The sequence below is a fragment of the Cupriavidus sp. 2TAF22 genome (genome assembly GCF_052115045.1).
In the GTDB taxonomy this organism is placed as follows: Bacteria; Pseudomonadota; Gammaproteobacteria; order Burkholderiales; family Burkholderiaceae; genus Cupriavidus.
In genome coordinates, this window is record NZ_JBFRFX010000029.1 from 61,724 (window position 1) to 76,646 (window position 14,923).

A 14,923-nucleotide genomic window follows, 5' to 3' on the forward strand; every position below is an offset into this window, starting at 1 on the left:
GGTTGCGGGCCCCGGCCTTGGCGCCGGCTGCCCGCGCTACCGGTTAGCGCGCCGTGTAGTCCGGCTGGCGCTGGGGTTCTGCCTGCACGAACGCAGGGTGTTCGCTGGCGTGACGGTAGACGGCCATGGCGCGCGCAAAGGCGGTGGTGTCGCAACCCATGCGCTGCGCGTTGGCGATCTGCGGCACCAGGCAGCAATCGGCCAGCGTGGGCTGGTCGCCGAAGCACCACGGGCCGCGGCCGTCCCCGGCCAGCAGGCGCTCGACCATGCCCAGGCCGTCCTCGACCCAGTGCCGGTACCACGCGTCCTTCTGCTCCGGCGATGCGCCCAGCTTGTCCTGCAGGTAGCGCAGGACGCGCAGGTTGTTGACCGGATGGATGTCGCAGGCAACGGCATAGCTCAGTTCCAGCACCCGCGCGCGCAGCGCGGGCTCCAGCGGGATCAGGCGCGGCTGCGGGTGGCGGGCATCCAGATAGTCGATGATCGCCAGCGACTGGCCGAGGTGGAAATCGCCGTCCGCCAGCGCCGGTACCGCGGCCGACGGGTTGATGGCGCTCACATAGTCCGCGGCGCGATGCTCGCCGGTGCGGATATTGACCCCCCGGTAGTCGTACGGCAGGCCCTTGAGCGCCAGCGCGATGCGCACGCGGTAGGACGTGGAGCTGTTGAAGAAACTATAGATCTGCACGATGCAGCCCTCCTGCTGAAAGCCGCCGGTACATCAGGCCACGCGCACCGACAACTCGCCCAGGCGCTCCACGCCCACCGCCATCAGGTCGCCCGGCTTGACGGCGCCCACGCCTTCGGGCGTGCCGGTGTAGATCAGGTCGCCCGGTTCCAGGCGGAAGAACTTCGACAGGTCCGCCACGGTTTCGGCCACCGACCAGATCAGGTGGGTCACGTCGCTGCGCTGCTTGTCCGCGCCGTTCACGGTCAGCCAGATCGCGCCCTGCTCGAAATGGCCCACGTCGCCGGCCGGGTGGATCGGGCCGATCGGCGCGGACACGTCGAAGGCCTTGCCGATTTCCCACGGGCGGCCCATCTCGCGCATCTTCATCTGCAGGTCGCGGCGGGTCATGTCCAGGCCCACGGCGTAGCCCCACACATGCTCCAGCGCCTGTTCCAGCGCGATGTCGGAGCCGCCCTTGCCGATCGCCACCACCAGCTCGGCCTCATAGTGGAAGTTGGCGGTCTGGGCGGGGTACGGCAGCGTCAGCGTCTCGCCGTAGGCCACGGGCACCACGGCATCGGCCGGCTTGCAGAAGAAGAACGGCGGCTCGCGGTCCGGATCGAAACCCATTTCACGGGCATGGGCGGCGTAGTTGCGGCCGACGCAGTAGACGCGGCGCACGGGAAACTGATCCTGGCTGCCGACGACCGGAATGGCGACGGTGGCGGGCGGGGTGACAACGAACGACATGCGGAACCTCATGGATAAATGGAAAACGGGAGGGCGTGCCGGCAGGCGCGCGCGGCTCAGGCGCGGCGCCTTGCCTTGCCTGCCGGAAAGCGTGAGATCAGCTGCGCTCTTCGCGCAGCAGGTTGAGCGCGGACAGCACCGGGCGGTCCGAATAGCTGAACAACACCGTATCGTCCAGCGAGGCCAGTTGCACCGGCGCCCATGAGGGCACCACGAAGGTGTCGCGCGGCTCGAACTGGAACTGCGCATCGCCGATGCGCACGGTGCCGCGCCCTTCCACCACGGAATACACGGTGGCATCGGTGCTGCGGTAGGTCTTGCCCTGGAAACCCGCCGGCAGGTACTGCATGAAGGTCGCCATGGTTGGCATCGGCCAGCCGCCGGTGGCGGGATTCACATAACGCAGCTTCACGCCGTCCCAGGCGTCCAGCTCGCCATTGCGGTAAAGCTGGTCGAGCGCCTCGCGGCTGCGGGCATAGGGATAGCTGAAGATCGGCGAAGTCGGATCGGTCACGCGGTGGCGCACCGGCAGCATGTTGTGGCCGAAGCGCGCGAAGCTGTCGCCCTCGGGGCGCAGCACGGGCTGCGAAGCCTCCGGGTAGTTCTCGGCAAAGCCGGCATCCAGGTGCACCAGCAGCGGGATGTCCAGTCCGTCGAGCCAGACCACCGGCTCGCCGCCGTCTTCCAGCGAAGGATTGCCATGGTCGTGCCAGGTCCACGACGGCGTGATGATGAAGTCACCGGGTTGCATGGTGGTGCGCTCGCCGTTGACGGCGGTCCAGGCGCCGCGGCCTTCCACGATGAAGCGCAACGCGGACTGCGTATGCCGGTGGCTGGGCGCGATCTCGCCGGGCAGGATCAGCTGCAGGCCGGCATAGAGGGTAGAAGTGATGCTCGACTTGCCTGGCAGGCCCGGGTTTTCCAGCACCAGCACGCGGCGCACCGCCTCGGCCGCGCTGATGACATTGCCCGCCTGCATCACCAGCGGGCGCACCTCGGCGTACTTCCAGATGGCAGGCTGCGCCTGCGGGCGCGGCTGCGGCGGCACCAGGGCGTGCAGGGATTCCCACAGCGGCGTCATCTGGTTGCGGCCGATGCGGTCGTAGTAGGCCGCGCGCTCTGCATTCCTGTTTGCGTCTGACATGGTTGTCTCCGGATCCTGCGCCGTGGTCCGGCGAGGTGCAGCCGCGGGTGAATGGAAGGATGCGGGCTGCGATGACGTATTTATACTTCCGGAGATATACCCTGTAAAATAATCAATTCCTCTTATCCATATTCCAATGGATATACCTCAAAGGGATAACCCTTATGGATTGGACCCAGCGCCTCCGTCTGCGCAACCTTCAGATGCTGCTCAGCCTGGCCCAGACCGGCAATATGAGCCAGACCGCCGTGGCGCTCAGCACCACGCAGCCGGCCTTGTCGAAGTGGCTCAAGGAACTGGAGGACGACATCGGGCTGCCATTGTTCGAGCGCCATGCGCGGGGCCTGCGGCCAACGCCCTACGGCGAGTCGATGATCGCGCATGCCCGGCGCATCGAAGCGCACCTGGACACCGCCCGCGACGACATGCTGGCCATGCGCGAAGGCGGCAGCGGGCTGGTGGTGCTCGGTACCTCGGGCGCGTCGGCCGCCGATACCGTGCCGCTGGCCGTCACCGCACTGCTGCAACGCCTGCCCAGGGCACGAGTGCGGCTGGTCGAAAGCACCATGAACCTGCTGATGGCGCAGCTCGCGCGCGGCGAGGTCGACATCGTGGTGGGGCGTTCCGCGCCGGAACTGCAGGACGGCCATATGCGCACCGAAGCGCTATACATGGAGCCGATCCACTTCGTGACGCGCCCGCGCCATCCGCTGTTCGAACTGGCGGAGCCCGGCTGGAGCGATGTGCAGGCCTACCGCTGGATCATCTGGCCGCGCGGCACGCCAATCCGCAATACGCTGGAATCCGCCCTGAACGCCGCCGGCAAGAGCATGCCGGCCGACTGCGTGGAATCGAACTCGGTCATCCTGAACCTGACCCTGCTCAACCACAGCAATATGATCGGCGTGGCCTCCCATCGCACCGCGCGGCGGCTGGAACAGCTGGGCGCGCTGCGCATCCTGCCGCTGCGCCTCGCCGGGTTCGGCTCCGTGTCGATGTACTGGCGTGAAGATGGCTTCGGCAGGATTGCCGTCAGTGCCGCCCTGGACGCGTTGCGCCGGGTCGCGGCGCGCTCCGCCCTGGATGCTCCGGACGAGGAGGAAAGAAGCGTATGAGTCGCTTTTCGCCGCGCCGCGATTAGCGGTTTTCCTCCATTTTTTCCGCACATTGCTGCGGTGCACCGGCGCCGGAAAAACGGCCACATCCGCCAGCCCGCCCCAGTGCTGGCCTGGCGGACGCCTCGCCAGCCAAGGTGGCAAGTGCGTCATAATTTCTTGCAGTGCAATATATCGTTTCGCCTGCTTGTCATGACAAGCTTTCGGGCTCAGTGTATGGGGCGTACAGCAGGAGTCCGTCATGAACGCCACCAATCTCGCCTGGCACTACACCACGGGGAGCCATCTACCGACGATCGCCCAGTCCCAAGGGCTGATCCCGACCGCCTTGCCGGTGTCCGCCGGCGCCGCCAAGGTGCTGTGGTTCTCGCGCCGGCAACAATGGGATCCGTCCGCGGCCAAGACCGAATGGAAGCGCCGCGACATGTTCCGCCACCGCCCGCAGGCCGGCCTGCGCGCGCAGGCTCCCCTGTTCCGCTTCGGCCTGCCGCGCAACGACACCCGCCTGCTGCCGTGGCCGGCCATCACCCGCGTGGCAGGCATCGATGTGCCCGAAGCCATGGTCATGGTGACCAAGGGGCTGCGCGCCGGCGCGAACCCGACCGACTGGCTGGGAACGATGTCCGCCATCCCGCTGGCCGACCTGCATTTCCAGGCCTGGGACGGCAAGCAGTGGCAGGACGCCAGCCTGCATGAGCATGAACTGGCGGCGCGCCACGGCGATGCCGCCGCGCCGGCCGCATCGCCGGGCGTGCCGGGCGTCGCGGCCCGCAGGGGCGCGGCACACGATCTGCATTGAGCACGGCCGCGGCACCAGCCGACGAGCACGCTGGCGATGGCGCAGGAGATTCCGGCCGCGGACGCGGAACTGCCGCAGCGGCGCCCGGGCCATTCAAGCCATTCAAGCCATTCAGGCCGTCTTGCCCCGGCTCGCCAGGTGACGCCCCGCGTCCGGCGCAAGGCGGACATAGCCGATCAACGACACCAGCGTCAGGACCCCCGCGAACAGGAAGGCCCAGCGGAAATCGCCGAGGGTGAAATGCGGCATATCGGCCTGGCCGCTCTCCCCGCGCATCGACGCCGCCACGCGCAGCGACAGCGAGCCGAACGCGATGCCCAGGCCGATCGTCATCTGCTGGGCGGCGTTCCACAGCGTGTTGGCGCTGCTCATCTGCGGCTGCGGGATATCGGCATAGGCCAGCGTGGCGAGTGTGGAAAACTGCATCGAGCGCGTCACGCCGTAGACGAACACCACCAGCAGGACCACGGCCAGCGGCGTTGCGGGGGTGAGCAGGCCGCACGCGACGATAAACAGGCTGGCGAAAGCCACGTCCACGATCGCCGTGGTGCGGAAACCGTAGCGGTGCAGCACGCGCGTGGTCAGCGCCTTCATGCCGAGGTTGCCCAGCGCACTGGCCAGCAGCAGCAGGCCCGAGCGGAACGCCGACAGCCCGAAGCCGATCTGGAACAGCAGCGGCATCAGGTACGGCACCGCGCCGATGCCCACCCGCGTGACCGAACCGGTGAGCACCGTGACCGAGAACGTCGGCACGCGCAGCGTGGTGAAGTCGAGCAGCGGATGCGGGTGGCCCGCCGCGTGGCGCACGGCCAGCACGCCCAGCACCAGCCCCGCGGCCACGAAGCCGCCTGCCGTCGCCAGGCTGGAGCCTTGCTGGCTGGCCAGCTCGGTGCCGTACAGGACGAAGGTCAGCGTGGCGCCGCTGAGCAGGAAACCGACCACATCGAGCGGCCTGGGCTCGGTCTCGCGCACGTTGCGGATCATCATCAGCGTGGCGACCAGCGCCGCGATGCCGAACGGCACATTGAGCAGGAAGATCCAGCGCCAGGACGCGTAGGTCGTGATGAAGCCACCGATGGGCGGCCCCACCACCGGCGCCACGATGGCCGGCCAGGTGATGGTGGAGATGGCCTTGATAAGGTGGCGCTTGTCCGTATTGCGCACCACGATCAGGCGCCCCACCGGTACCATCATCGCCCCGCCGATGCCCTGCAGCACGCGCGCCGCGGTGAATTCGGCGAGCCCGCTGGACGCGCCGCACAGCACCGACGCCACCGTGAACACCACGATCGCGGCGCCGAACACGGTCCTGGAGCCAAAGCGGTCGGCCACCCAGCCGCTGACCGGGATAAACACCGCCAGCGCCAGCATGTAGGAAGTCATGCCCAGGCTGAGGTCGTTCGGCCCGACCCCGAACGAGTGTGCCATCTGTGGCAAGGCCGTGGCCAGCACGGTGGTGTCCAGGTACTCCATGAAAAAGGTAGCGGCGACGAGATACGGCAGGAATCTCATCGAGGACTGGCTTTGCGTGGTTTCCATTGACGGGCGTGCGTGGAGCGGCGCGATGCCGTCCGGGGCGGAGGATTGGCAGTCTCGGGAAGCGCACCGGGGCCGGCGCGCCGGGGCAAAAGCGCCATCATACCGGGCATCGCCATTTGCCGTTGCGCCCCGGGCACCCCGCCCTGCCGCGCGCTCAGCCCCGCGGGCGCACCGGATCCACGTGCGTCATCACGTCCAGCACGTCGGTCACCTGCATGGCGCGCCGGCGCGCTTCCACCGCGATGCGGTGGCCCGCCTCCACCGTGATCGCGCCGTCGATCTCCAGATGCACGTCGGCCAGGATGAAGTCGCCCATCTTGCGCGTGCGCAGATCGTGCAGGCCTTGCACGCCGGGGGTGGCGGCCATGGCCTGGCGGATGGCTTCCACGGTCTGCGCGTCGACGGCGCCGTCCATCAGGTCATGCAGCGCCGACCACGAGAAGCGCCAGCCCATCTTGCTCACCATCAGGCCGACCACCAGCGCCGCGATCGGATCCAGCATGTGCATGCCCAGCATATTGCCGCCGACCCCCAGCGCCACCACCAGCGAAGACGCCGCGTCCGAGCGCGCGTGCCAGGCATTGGCCACCAGCATGCCCGAGCGCACGCGCTGCGCCACCGCCAGCATGTAGCGGAACAGCAGTTCCTTGGCCACCAGCGCGCCCAGCGCCACCCACAGGGCAATGCCCTTGACCGCCTGCAGCAATTCGGGATGCTCGAGCTTCTGCACCGCCGTCCACAGCATGCCGACGCCCACGGCCAGCAACAGCACGCCGATGGCCAGCGAGGCGGCCGTTTCGAAACGCTGGTGGCCATACTGGTGATCGGCATCCGCGCCCTTGCGGCTATGGTGGCTGGCGAACAGCACCACGAAGTCCGAGACCAGGTCCGACAAGGAATGCACGGCGTCGGCGATCAGCGCCTGCGAGCCAGCGACCAGCCCGGCCACCATCTGGGTGCAGGACAGCAGGATATTCACCCCGACGCTGACCCAGGTGCTGCGGCGCGCCGCCGCCGACTTGGCGGGCGTGTCGGGGGCGTCTTTCTCGTTGATTGCGTGGGCTTCGGCCTTCATGCGTTCCATGTCTTCAGTGCGTGCCGCGGTTTGCCTGCGTCCCCGGCGCGCGGGTCCGCCCGAGCCGTTCCAGCCATTCGAACAAGACCATGCCCGCCAGCATGGCCAGCACGAAAACCATGCCCTGCCACACGCCGGAGCCCAGCAGCACCAGCGCCGGGCCCGGGCAGATGCCCGCCAGTCCCCAGCCGATGCCGAACAGCAGGCTGCCGGCGAGCAGGCGCCGGTCGATCTGGCGCGTGGCGGGCAGCTGCATGGGCAGCCCAAGCCATGACGCGCTGCGCCGCCGCGCCAGCGCGAACGCCGCCAGGCCGACCGCGACGGCGCCGCCCATCACCAGTGCCAGCGAGGGATCCCAGGCCCCCGCCAGATCGAGAAAGCCAAGCACCTTGGCCGGATTCGCCATGCCGGCCAGGATCAGCCCGAAGCCGAACACCAGGCCGGCCAGCAGCGCAGACAGCAAGGGCGCGACACGGCGAACCAGAGGGAATGGGGAAGCACGTACTGTCATCTCAGCCGCCCCACAGGTGGCGAACGCCATAGACAGTGGCGAAGCCGGCCGCCATGAACGCCAGCGTGGCCACCAGTGAACGCGGCGACAGCCGGGACAGTCCGCACACGCCATGCCCGCTGGTGCAGCCCGCGCCGTAGCGGGTGCCCACGCCGACCAGCAGGCCGGCCACGACCAGCACCCCGGTGCCCGCCTCGACGTGGATCCCGGGCAGGGCCGCGAACAAGCGCCAGGCCAGGGGCGCGCCGAGCAGGCCCGCCACGAAAGCCAGCCGCCACGCCACCTCCCGCCGCGCGGGGCGCAGCAGCCCGCCCACGATGCCGCTGATGCCGGCGATGCGTCCGTTGCACAGGACAAGGAGGGCCGCGGCCAGCCCGATCAGCAAGCCGCCGGCCAGCGCGGGCAGCGGCGTGAAATGCGCCCAGTCGATAGTCATGGTGAGCCCTTGGTGGTCCAGTCAGTGCGACATGAATACGGGGATGTCGGCCTGCCGCATCAGCGTGCGCGTCGTGCCGCCGGTGACCAGCTCGCGCAGCCGCGCGTGGCCGTAGCCGCCTGCGACCAGCAGGTCGGCCTGCAGGGTGCCCACCGCCTCCAGCAACAGCGGCCCGGGCCGCTGGCTGCCGCTCACGGCATGCACCGAGGCGGCGATGCCGTGCCGCGCCAGGTGCGCGCACAATGCTTCGGCGGTGGCGGGCGGCTGGAGCACGCCGGCGTCCGCGCCAGTGGCCGATACCACGGTCACGCGCGCGGCCTCGCGCAGCAGCGGCATGGCGTCGGCCACCGCGCGGGCCGCTTCCCGGCCACCATCCCAGGCGATCGCGATGTGCCCGCAGGACAGGCTGCGCACGCCGGGCGGCACCAGCAGCACCGGCCTGCCCGCTTCCAGCATCACGTATTCGGCGGTCTGCGCCACCAGCACGGGCAGCGCTTCCGGGCCCGCCAGCCGGGCCAGCACGATCAGGTCGGCCAGCCGGCCTTCCCTGGCCAGCGCCCAGCCCGTGTCTTCCTCGACGACGCGGTGGGCGCAGCTCACCGCGGGCGCCGTCTCCTGCATGACGCGGTGGAAGTCGGCACCGGCGGCGGCACCCTGCGCCAGCAACTGGCGCCTCGCCAGCTCGGCATAGCGGCCAGCATCATCGCCGGCGCCGCGGAACGGCTCGAGCCGCATGCCGGTCGCGGTCAGGCCGGTCACATGCGCCGCGCTGCGCTGCGCCAGCCCGGCCGCCAGCCGCACGCGATCGGCGCAGCCGGGGTCCGGGCCAAGTTCGACCAGCAGGCTCTTGTATTCCATCATGTCGGTGGCTCCGGGCGGAAGACGGTTGGCGGTTGACGGTTGACGGCTGCGAAACGCGCCGCGGCCAGGGGCAACGCGGCGTGCACTGCCGGGACTCGCCGCAATTATGCCAAGGCCAGGCGCCGCGTGGCAGGCCATTCGCCACCTGCCGGCCCAGACCGGCCCGCACCGTGCCGGGCCGGGCCGGGCCAGCGCCGAAAAAATAACTTCAGGTTCCAGCCCCGGATGCCGATAGCTGTCCCAGAGCCGAGTCATTGTCCCGCGAGGCCAAGCCGGGGCGGGCAGGCATTATCGGTCGTTAGCGACGCATACTCACTCATGTCAGACAGAGACAAAGCGCTCAGCATAGCCGACCCACATCAGCTGTTCCGCAACTCGCTCGAGCAGGCCACCGACGCTGTCTTCGTCCTGAACGCAGACAACCATGTGCTCTTCCTCAACGCTGCGGCGGAAGCGCTCTATGGCGCGAGCCGCAAGCAGGTCGTTGGCATGGATGCCGCGACGGTGGTGCAGCGGCTGCCCGCCGGCGCCGCGCCCGGCGCGCACCCGGGGCCGGCCGGCGAGCACGGCGAGCCCCTGCCGGCGGTGCAGATCCTGCGCGCGGATGGCCAGGTGCGCTTTGGCTTCGTCGCGGAATCGAGCACCACGCTGGGCGATGTCACCCTGCGCACGCTGCTGGTCAAGGTGGCCGGCGGCGCCGGCGCACGCCGCGAAGACCATCCGGTGCTGTCCGTGATCGCCGACGAGATCGACAGCGCGGTCCTGGTGGTGGATGCCGACTGGCGCATCGTCTATGTCAACGCCGGCCTGACGCGCATGCTCGGCTACGCGCCGCACGACATGGTAGGCAGGATGCCCTGCGAGGTCCTGGCCGGCGAATTCACCAATATGGCCGCCATGCAGCGCCTGCAGGCCAACCGTCCCACGCCGGGCGTGGAACGCCACGAGGCCCTGATCTACGCGAGCTGCGGCAGCCCGCTGTGGGTATCGGCCACCGTGCGGCATCTGGTCAGCACCGCGGGCCAGCACCACCACGGCATCGTCATCCTGTCCGACATCACGCAGAAAAAGACCTACGAGCTGCTCCAGCGCAAGGTGCTGCACGCCATGGTGATGGAACAGCCCCTGCCGGCCGTGCTGGAGCTGATCTGCCAGGAGGTGCAGCGCGTGGCGCCTTCGGTGATCGCCACGGTGCTGCGCGTGGATAGCGAACGGCGCCTGCGCCCGCTGGCGGCGCCGGCACTGCCGCCCGAGTATGCGGCCGTGCTCGACGGGCTGCGCATCGGCCCGCAGGTGGGCTCCTGCGGCACCGCCGCCTGGCTGGGCGAGGCGGTGGTGGCCAGCGATATCTCCACCGATCCGCGCTGGGTGGATTATCGCCACCTGGCCTTGCCGCTCGGCCTGGCGGCCTGCTGGTCGTACCCGATCAAGGCCGGCGACGGCCGCGTGCTTGCTACCCTGGCCTTCTATTTCCGCAGCGTGCGCGCGCCCGACGCCTTCCACCAGCAGGTGGTGGAGGTGTGCGCTTCGCTGTGCAAGCTGGCTTTCGAGCGCGACGACGCCGCCGAACGGATCCAGCAGCTTGACCAGTACGACTCCCTCACCGGCCTGCCCAACCGCAGCCTGCTGCAGCGCCAGGCCGGCAAGCTGCTGCTGGCCACGCGCCAGGCTGGCGCGGCGCTCAGCGTGCTGTTCGTCGACCTGGACCGCTTCAAGTACATCAACGACTCGCTCGGCCACAGCGGCGGCGACAAGATGCTGCGCGAGGTGGCCAAGCGCCTGACCGCCCATGCCGGCGAGAGCGCGCTGGTGGCGCGCCTGTCGGGCGACGAATTTGCCCTGGTGCTGCCGGAATCCGACCGCACCAAGACCATCGCCACGGGCCAGCGCCTGCTGGCCGCGCTGCGCCTGCCGCTGCGCATCGACCATGCCAGCATCGCCCCCTCGGCCAGCATCGGCATCAGCCTGTTCCCGTCGGACGGCGACACGCTGGACTACCTGCTGCATTGCGCCGAGATGGCCATGTACGACGCCAAGGCAGCCGGGCGCAATCTGTTCCGCTTTTTCAGCATCGAGATGAACTGGGCCGCGCAGGAGCGCCTGGCCCTGGAGTCGGCCCTGCGCGAAGCGCTGCTGGGCAACGAGCTGCACCTGAATTTCCAGCCACAGGTATTCCTCAGCGACGGCCGGCTGTATGGGCTCGAAGTGCTGGTGCGATGGCACCACCCGCATTTCGGCAAGGTCCCGCCCGACCGCTTCGTGCCGCTGGCCGAAGACAGCGGCCTGATCGGCACGCTGGACCGCTGGGTGCTCGAGCGCGCCTGCGCGCAGATGGCCGCCTGGCGCCGCGACGGCATCCCGGTGCCGACCATCTCCGTGAATATCTCCCCGGCCAGCTTCCGCGACCCGGCGCTGGCCGGCCATGTCGCCGAGACGCTGTCGCGGCACGGCCTGCCCGCCCAAGCGCTGGTGCTGGAGATGACCGAAGGCCTGCTGATGGAAGACGATGCCGGCATCGCCGCCACCGTGGCCGCCATCCACGCGCAGGGCGTGCGCCTGTCGATGGACGACTTCGGCACCGGCTACTCGAGCCTGGGCTACCTGCGCCAGCTACCGGTGCACCAGCTCAAGCTCGACAAGAGCTTCGTGATCGACCTGGAGAGCGACGCCGCCGCGCGCGAGCTGGCCAGCGCCGTGATCCGCATTGGCGACAGCCTGAAGCTCGCGGTGGTCGCCGAAGGCGTGGAGAACGAGGCCCAGCGCCAGTTCCTGCTCGCGCAGGGCTGCCACATGGGCCAGGGCTACCTGTTCTCGCGTCCGCTGGACGCCGGCGCGGTAGCGCAATGGATCAACACGCCGCGGCCGCTGGAGCGCCCCGCGCCACCGCCCGGCCATTCGCTGCGATAGGCGCCGCACCCGGCGGCGGCGGCCCGAGGGCCGGGGCCTGCGCGCGCGGGGCCTACTTCGCCGCCGGGCGCTTTTCCAGCAGCGGCTGGCTCACGCCCTGCACGCCCACCAGGCCAAGCACGGTGGTGAGCCCGACCTGGGCGCCTTCCCAGGCGTTGGCCGGGTCATACCATTCGTCGCGCGCGTGGAAACCGCCGGTCTTGCCGCCGCTGCCGATGATGATGGCCGGAATGCCGAGCGCCATCGGCACGTTGGCGTCGGTGCTGCCGCCGCGCAGGCTGGGCTTGCCCTTGCCGTAGCCGTCGATGGCGCGCACCGCGGCCTGCACGATCACCGCGTCGGGCGGCGTGCGGCCGGCCGGGCGGTCACCGATCTGGCGCACCTGGTAGGTGATCTGGCTGCCGGCGTGGGCCGGGTGCCAGCGCCGGTTTTCCTCGGCCACGCCGGCATCGATCGCCGCCATGATCTGCTTTTCCGTCTCGAGCAGCGACGGCGTGGCGTTGGAGCGGATATCCACGGCCATGCGCGCATCGCCGGCAATCGCGTTGACCGACGTGCCGCCGCCTACGGTGCCCACGGTGAAGGTGGTCTTGGGATCCTCGGGCGGACGTACGTCGCTCACCTTGGCGATCGCGCGGCCCATCGCATGGATGGCGCTGGGCAGGCCGAACGCGCCGAAGCTGTGGCCACCGGGGCCGCGGAAGGTCACTTCGTAACGGTGGCTGCCGGTGCCCAGCGCCAGCACGCGGTCGCCCTCGCCCGGCTCCATCCCGACCATGCCGTCGATCTCCGGATGATCGCGGAACACCGCCTTCATGCCACGCAGGTTGCCCAGCTCTTCCTCGCCCACATTGCCCACGAAGACCAGGTCGCCGACGGTGCGGACATTGTTGTCGTTGAGCACCTTCAGCCACGACAGCAGCACGGTCAGGCCGCGCGTGTCGTCCGAGATGCCGGGCGCGTACAGGCGGCCGCCGCGCGGCTTGACGGTGACGTCGGTGCCCTCGGGGAACACGGTGTCGAGGTGGGCGGAGATCAGCAGCACGGGGCCGTTGCCGCTGCCCTTGCGGGTCCCGATGGCGTTGCCTTCGGCGTCGAGATGGGCGTCGGCCAGCCCCAGCGCCTTGAGGCGGCCCAGGAAATATTCGGCGCGGGCGCGCTCCTTGAAAGGCGGCGCGGGGATCTCGGTCAGGGCCTTGAGGTCGCCCAGCGAGCGCGCATCGTCCGCCTTCACATCGGCCAGGACCTTCTTGAACAATGGATCGGCTTCCAGGCTGGCGTAGGCGCGGTCCACCGCGGGCGACACCGCCGGCACCGGAATGGTCTGCGCGAAGGCCGGCGTGGCGGCCAGCACCAGCGCCGCGAGGGTCAGCGAGAACGGGCGGGACGCGATGGCATCGGGTTGGGGGCGTGCTTGCATGTTGTGGCAATGGCTCCGGTGACGTTGGGTCGATGGGCTGAGATGGGGGCGCGCGCGCACGACGCGGGCCAGGCGAGGCGCCGCCGCGTGCGGGCGAACCGCCATTCTGCCAGCGGATGGCCTCCGGCGTGGCGTATCGGGCATGCCGGCGCAAGGCCCGGGGTGGATTACCATCTGAGGCAAACGCCCACGGCCCCACGGCCGCCCACGGAACCCGCCATCATGCCGATCCCTTACCTGCGCAGCCTTGCCGGACGCCGGCGCAGCCCGCAGGCCAACCGGCAGCTCGCCTGCTACCTCAGCTTCGTCGCCGGCGCCACCAACGCGGGCGGCTTCCTGGCGGTCCAGCAGTACACCTCGCATATGAGCGGCATCGTCTCCGCCATGGCCGACCACCTCGCGCTCGGCCAGGTGGCGCTGATCCTGGAAGGGCTTGGCGCGCTGCTGTCGTTCGTGGCGGGCGCCGCGACCTCGGCCATCCTGATCAACTGGGCGCGGCGCGAAGACCTCCACAGCGAATATGCCCTGCCCCTGCTGCTGGAGGCCGTGCTGCTGTTGTGCTTCGGCTTGCTCGGCGGCAACCTCGGGACCCACAAATGGATCCTCGGCACGGCCACGGTGATGTTGCTGTGTTTCATCATGGGCCTGCAGAACGCCATGATCACCAAGGTCTCCAATGCCGAGATCCGCACCACCCACATCACCGGCATGGTCACGGATATCGGCATCGAACTCGGCAAGCTGTTCTACTGGAACGCGGCCGGCGCCGGCCGGCCGCCGGTGCTGGCCAACCGCGCCAGGCTGCGCACGCTGGCCACGCTGGTGGCGCTGTTCTTCATCGGCGGCGTGACCGGGGCGCTGGGATTCAAGCATCTGGGCTTCAGTGCCACGCTCTGGCTGGCGGCGCTGCTGCTGGCGCTGGCCGTGGTGCCGGTGGCCGACGACGTGCGCCGCCACCTGCTGCGCCTGGGCGCGTGCTGGCGCGGCTGGGCCCGCGATGCGCTGCGCGATGTGCATGCCCTGTGGCTGGCCGCGCGCGACGCGCGCACGCCCTGGTATGCGAAGGCAATGGCCCTGCTGGTGGCGGGCTACGCGCTGTCCCCGATCGACCTGATCCCGGATTTCATCCCCGTGCTGGGCTACCTGGATGACGTGGTGCTGGTCCCGCTCGGCGTGCTGCTGGCCGTACGGATGATCCCGCCCGAGCTGATGCACGAATACCGCGCGGCAGCCGTTGCTGCACAGCAACGCCCCCGCAGCCGGGCCGCGGCGGTGGTGATCGTGGTGTTGTGGATTTGCACTACCTTGCTGGCTGCGGGGCTGCTTGCCCGCCACTTTGGCTGGATCTGAAGTGGCGCTTCGAATCCTTGCGCCACAAAGGGTTCGCGCGGACACATTCCCTTGCATTTGCCCTGCCCCCGGCTCACTACACTCGAATCATCGAGCGGCACAAACCGCCTATCCAGAGCCAGCAACGCATCATGCAGCAAGAAGCCAATATCCCCACCGTGATCGGCCTGCAGGGCCTGCGCGATCTCGCGGCCCTGCTGACCACCGGATCCCTGCTCCAGCGCGCCACCCTGCAGGTCATCGCCGAGTACGAGCGCGAGGCGCGCAGCTCCGAAGACCGCTACTGCGCCCTGCGCCATTGCTGGGACTAGGTCGCTCAGGCAACACGGGCGGCACGGGCGGCACA

The 14,923-nt window shown here is 69.4% G+C and carries 14 protein-coding genes; 5 read left to right on the plus strand and 9 right to left on the minus strand.

The window, feature by feature from the left end; all coding sequences use genetic code 11:
• Positions 1 to 43 precede the first annotated feature (43 nt).
• From maiA to gtdA, 3 genes are all read right to left on the minus strand, one after another.
• Positions 44 to 688: a maleylacetoacetate isomerase gene (gene maiA, locus AB4Z48_RS28760; protein WP_441620282.1), complete on the minus strand. Its 645-nt coding sequence runs from the start codon at positions 686 to 688 to the stop codon at positions 44 to 46.
• Positions 689 to 721: 33 nt separating this feature from the next.
• Complete coding sequence (locus AB4Z48_RS28765; RefSeq protein ID WP_441620284.1) at positions 722 to 1,420, minus strand: fumarylacetoacetate hydrolase family protein; 699 nt, start codon at positions 1,418 to 1,420, stop codon at positions 722 to 724.
• A gap of 97 nt (positions 1,421 to 1,517) precedes the next feature.
• On the minus strand, positions 1,518 to 2,564 hold the full coding sequence (gene gtdA / locus AB4Z48_RS28770) for a gentisate 1,2-dioxygenase (RefSeq protein ID WP_441620286.1): 1,047 nt from the start codon (positions 2,562 to 2,564) through the stop codon (positions 1,518 to 1,520).
• A 164-nt stretch (positions 2,565 to 2,728) separates the two neighbouring features.
• On the opposite strand from gtdA, the gene AB4Z48_RS28775 reads away from it, so the two are divergent.
• Positions 2,729 to 3,679, plus strand: coding sequence for a LysR substrate-binding domain-containing protein (locus AB4Z48_RS28775; RefSeq protein ID WP_441620288.1), 951 nt, complete (start codon positions 2,729 to 2,731; stop codon positions 3,677 to 3,679).
• Positions 3,680 to 3,920: 241 nt separating this feature from the next.
• The gene (locus AB4Z48_RS28780) at positions 3,921 to 4,478 is read left to right on the plus strand and encodes a hypothetical protein (RefSeq protein WP_441620290.1); all 558 of its coding nucleotides are present in this window, start codon (positions 3,921 to 3,923) and stop codon (positions 4,476 to 4,478) included.
• Positions 4,479 to 4,589: 111 nt separating this feature from the next.
• On the opposite strand, the gene AB4Z48_RS28785 is transcribed toward AB4Z48_RS28780, so the two are convergent.
• The 5 genes from AB4Z48_RS28785 to AB4Z48_RS28805 form a co-directional block, all read right to left on the minus strand.
• Positions 4,590 to 6,017 (minus strand): MFS transporter, encoded by a 1,428-nt coding sequence (locus AB4Z48_RS28785; protein ID WP_441620291.1) that lies wholly within the window; start codon positions 6,015 to 6,017, stop codon positions 4,590 to 4,592.
• Between the two features lie 154 nt (positions 6,018 to 6,171).
• A complete protein-coding gene (locus AB4Z48_RS28790) occupies positions 6,172 to 7,092 on the minus strand; it encodes a cation diffusion facilitator family transporter (protein WP_441620344.1) in 921 nt (306 codons plus the stop codon).
• A 13-nt stretch (positions 7,093 to 7,105) separates the two neighbouring features.
• Positions 7,106 to 7,603 carry a DUF6691 family protein gene (locus AB4Z48_RS28795; protein WP_441620293.1) on the minus strand — a complete coding sequence of 166 codons (498 nt, stop codon included), beginning with the start codon at positions 7,601 to 7,603 and terminating at the stop codon, positions 7,106 to 7,108.
• Between the two features lies 1 nt (position 7,604).
• Positions 7,605 to 8,039, minus strand: a complete 435-nt coding sequence (locus AB4Z48_RS28800) for a YeeE/YedE family protein (protein WP_441620295.1) — start codon at positions 8,037 to 8,039, stop codon at positions 7,605 to 7,607.
• A 21-nt stretch (positions 8,040 to 8,060) separates the two neighbouring features.
• On the minus strand, positions 8,061 to 8,900 hold the full coding sequence (locus tag AB4Z48_RS28805) for a universal stress protein (protein ID WP_441620297.1): 840 nt from the start codon (positions 8,898 to 8,900) through the stop codon (positions 8,061 to 8,063).
• A 318-nt stretch (positions 8,901 to 9,218) separates the two neighbouring features.
• Between AB4Z48_RS28805 and AB4Z48_RS28810 the strand changes: the two genes are divergently transcribed.
• Positions 9,219 to 11,807 carry an EAL domain-containing protein gene (locus tag AB4Z48_RS28810; protein ID WP_441620299.1) on the plus strand — a complete coding sequence of 863 codons (2,589 nt, stop codon included), beginning with the start codon at positions 9,219 to 9,221 and terminating at the stop codon, positions 11,805 to 11,807.
• A gap of 52 nt (positions 11,808 to 11,859) precedes the next feature.
• Here AB4Z48_RS28810 and AB4Z48_RS28815 read toward each other — a convergent pair whose 3' ends face one another.
• Entirely contained in the window at positions 11,860 to 13,227 is a 1,368-nt protein-coding gene (locus AB4Z48_RS28815) for a M20/M25/M40 family metallo-hydrolase (RefSeq protein WP_441620301.1), read from the minus strand.
• A 222-nt stretch (positions 13,228 to 13,449) separates the two neighbouring features.
• Between AB4Z48_RS28815 and AB4Z48_RS28820 the strand changes: the two genes are divergently transcribed.
• Both AB4Z48_RS28820 and AB4Z48_RS28825 read left to right on the plus strand, forming a co-directional pair.
• A complete protein-coding gene (locus tag AB4Z48_RS28820; protein WP_441620303.1) occupies positions 13,450 to 14,577 on the plus strand; it encodes a DUF1275 domain-containing transporter in 1,128 nt (375 codons plus the stop codon).
• Positions 14,578 to 14,708: 131 nt separating this feature from the next.
• The gene (locus AB4Z48_RS28825) at positions 14,709 to 14,888 is read left to right on the plus strand and encodes a hypothetical protein (RefSeq protein ID WP_441620305.1); all 180 of its coding nucleotides are present in this window, start codon (positions 14,709 to 14,711) and stop codon (positions 14,886 to 14,888) included.
• Positions 14,889 to 14,923: the final 35 nt, after the last annotated feature.

Coding starts and splice junctions, on each gene's coding strand:
- AB4Z48_RS28765 (WP_441620284.1), bottom strand. CDS start 1,420: ATGTCGTTCGTTGTCACCCCGCCCGCCACCGTCGCCATTCCGGTCGTC.
- gtdA (WP_441620286.1), bottom strand. CDS start 2,564: ATGTCAGACGCAAACAGGAATGCAGAGCGCGCGGCCTACTACGACCGC.
- AB4Z48_RS28775 (WP_441620288.1), top strand. CDS start 2,729: ATGGATTGGACCCAGCGCCTCCGTCTGCGCAACCTTCAGATGCTGCTC.
- AB4Z48_RS28780 (WP_441620290.1), top strand. CDS start 3,921: ATGAACGCCACCAATCTCGCCTGGCACTACACCACGGGGAGCCATCTA.
- AB4Z48_RS28785 (WP_441620291.1), bottom strand. CDS start 6,017: ATGGAAACCACGCAAAGCCAGTCCTCGATGAGATTCCTGCCGTATCTC.
- AB4Z48_RS28790 (WP_441620344.1), bottom strand. CDS start 7,092: ATGAAGGCCGAAGCCCACGCAATCAACGAGAAAGACGCCCCCGACACG.
- AB4Z48_RS28795 (WP_441620293.1), bottom strand. CDS start 7,603: ATGACAGTACGTGCTTCCCCATTCCCTCTGGTTCGCCGTGTCGCGCCC.
- AB4Z48_RS28800 (WP_441620295.1), bottom strand. CDS start 8,039: ATGACTATCGACTGGGCGCATTTCACGCCGCTGCCCGCGCTGGCCGGC.
- AB4Z48_RS28805 (WP_441620297.1), bottom strand. CDS start 8,900: ATGATGGAATACAAGAGCCTGCTGGTCGAACTTGGCCCGGACCCCGGC.
- AB4Z48_RS28810 (WP_441620299.1), top strand. CDS start 9,219: ATGTCAGACAGAGACAAAGCGCTCAGCATAGCCGACCCACATCAGCTG.
- AB4Z48_RS28815 (WP_441620301.1), bottom strand. CDS start 13,227: ATGCAAGCACGCCCCCAACCCGATGCCATCGCGTCCCGCCCGTTCTCG.
- AB4Z48_RS28820 (WP_441620303.1), top strand. CDS start 13,450: ATGCCGATCCCTTACCTGCGCAGCCTTGCCGGACGCCGGCGCAGCCCG.
- AB4Z48_RS28825 (WP_441620305.1), top strand. CDS start 14,709: ATGCAGCAAGAAGCCAATATCCCCACCGTGATCGGCCTGCAGGGCCTG.